Origin of the sequence: Pontibacter beigongshangensis (genome assembly GCF_014332515.1) — a bacterium.
GTDB classification, from domain to species: domain Bacteria; phylum Bacteroidota; class Bacteroidia; order Cytophagales; family Hymenobacteraceae; genus Pontibacter; species Pontibacter beigongshangensis.
Window position 1 is genome coordinate 1 of record NZ_VFSD01000050.1, and the last position, 1,979, is coordinate 1,979.

Genomic DNA, 1,979 nt, shown 5'->3' on the forward strand with positions numbered 1-1,979 from the left:
AAAAATTAACTGTAATTATAGCCATTTCTTTCTTCGCTTGTCAAAAACAAACGGATAAGTCAGCTCAACAAACTAAAGCTGATTTAGCTCAGGTAGAATCAGTCGCAGCTAAAACAGAAAGCCAAAAATCACCTATATTCCACAGCGACTCTCCTTTAGGGACAGAGCTGAAGAATGCCCTTGATGACCCTTCGACTGATAAATACTTTGTGGAGGTGTTTAATAAAGTAAGAATAGTGAAACACCCCGATGACGATAAAATGCTTTCAGTCACTGATAGCCTATTTTCCAAAGACCCAAGCAAGGACTTTTTCTACTTTATTGTATTCACCAAATCCTTGAACGGTGCGGACGGATTCTACTCCGAGGCTGCGGGAGTTAAGGGAACAGAATTTTTAACTACTAAAACAGAAAGCTTCGCCGACTACTTCAACATTGGGCCTAAGCTGGATGACACAGATATGCGAAACTGGGCGAGTTCTATAGTTGGGGAAATCCAGATAGAAAGGGAGGGTGAGGAAGCCATGGCCATCAATGAACTTGAGAGCCAACTGAGAAAAAATATCAAATACAGCCGTAAAGAGTATTCTCTTGTGATTGAAAAGTTTATCGGGTATATCAAAAAGGTACAAAAAGAAAGAATAACTAGCCACTAACACTGTATAAAAATCATGCTTCGGCCGACGGCCTAGCACGTTTTTTATACAGTGTTAGTGGTCAGCTTAAAAAACGAAACCGACAGAAATGAACAAAGAAATTATATCGAAAATTATTGGACGACTTAAGCAAGAAGAAAGTTTTCCTGACTGGTGGAAAAGTGAAAAAATCGCAATTCCATTTTTCGACAACGACAAGTTGACGATAACTTTTATGGATTTTGAACCTGAACACGACGCGACTTTTATTGACGAAGCAGACCAAGCTTTGACAAATTTTCTGAAACTAAACACAGACGACCGAAATTTGATTTCTGAATTTGCATACAAAAACTGTATGGACTTTTTGGATGCAGTAGGTTTTGACGAGGCAGACGAACCCTTAAGACAGATAAAAAACAAAAACGAAATTTGGAATTTCATACAGCCGACTGAAATTTTTATAACAAGACGACCTTACAAAGACCAAGATATTTATGTTTTCATAGCTTGTGAATGTGACTGGGAACAAGAACACGGACTTCAATTAGTTTTTAGACAAGGCAAGAAACTAACAAGAATAAGTGACCAAGATGGACATTTAACAGAAGCTGACGCATACGACAAACCAGACGAAGAGGATGAGTTACTAAAGGTTTTAATAACGAAGGACAAGAAAGCCGAACCGCTAACAGCCGTTTTGCAAAAGCGGGGGGGGCGTGCTTTTATGACAGTGAAGTGCTAAATTCAATCTTTGTGCATCTAATGAAGTTTAGTGCTGAAAAACCCCGCCTTCGCAAAGCGGCAAAACGTTAGCAACAATGCAAAGAACAAATGCCAGCAAACGAAAATATAGTAGAACTTAAGATTTTCGACTTTGATTCTGAACATGGGCAAATTACCGACATGCTTGGATTAGCTCCGACAAAAGTTTGGGTAAGAGGTGAGGAATACATTTTTGGTGACAAAAGGAACGGACTAAAGAAGACCCGAGAAAATAATTACTGGGAATATAGGTCGACAAATATTTCAAATGACTGGATTGGCAACCATATTGACAAATTTATCGACGAAATTATTCTGCCAAGAAAAGATGTCTTAAGAAGTATATCAGAAAAGCTTCATACAGAGCTGTCGATAGTCCAATACATTTACGAGGGTTGTAACCCAGGACTTTACTTCAACAAAAAGGCATTAAAAGCTATAAATGATTGCGGGCTTGAGTTGAATATTGACTTGTATGTTTTAAGTGAGATAGACAAAAAATAAAAAAGCACAGTTGCTAACACTGCATAAACGTCACCCTTCGGCCGACGGCCTCGCGCGTCGCTTATACTAACCGTT

The 1,979-nt window shown here is 38.8% G+C and carries 3 protein-coding genes; all 3 read left to right on the plus strand.

The annotated features are described in order from the left end of the window. Positions 1 to 656 (plus strand): hypothetical protein (locus FJM74_RS22015; protein ID WP_187264809.1); only part of this gene is annotated, 656 nt, incomplete at its 5' end. Between the two features lie 88 nt (positions 657 to 744). Beyond that, the gene (locus tag FJM74_RS22020) at positions 745 to 1,380 is read left to right on the plus strand and encodes a DUF6985 domain-containing protein (RefSeq protein ID WP_206684092.1); all 636 of its coding nucleotides are present in this window, start codon (positions 745 to 747) and stop codon (positions 1,378 to 1,380) included. An 89-nt stretch (positions 1,381 to 1,469) separates the two neighbouring features. Then, positions 1,470 to 1,904 (plus strand): DUF4279 domain-containing protein, encoded by a 435-nt coding sequence (locus FJM74_RS22025; protein WP_187264810.1) that lies wholly within the window; start codon positions 1,470 to 1,472, stop codon positions 1,902 to 1,904. Positions 1,905 to 1,979: the final 75 nt, after the last annotated feature.

Coding starts and splice junctions, on each gene's coding strand:
- FJM74_RS22020 (WP_206684092.1), top strand. CDS start 745: ATGAACAAAGAAATTATATCGAAAATTATTGGACGACTTAAGCAAGAA.
- FJM74_RS22025 (WP_187264810.1), top strand. CDS start 1,470: ATGCCAGCAAACGAAAATATAGTAGAACTTAAGATTTTCGACTTTGAT.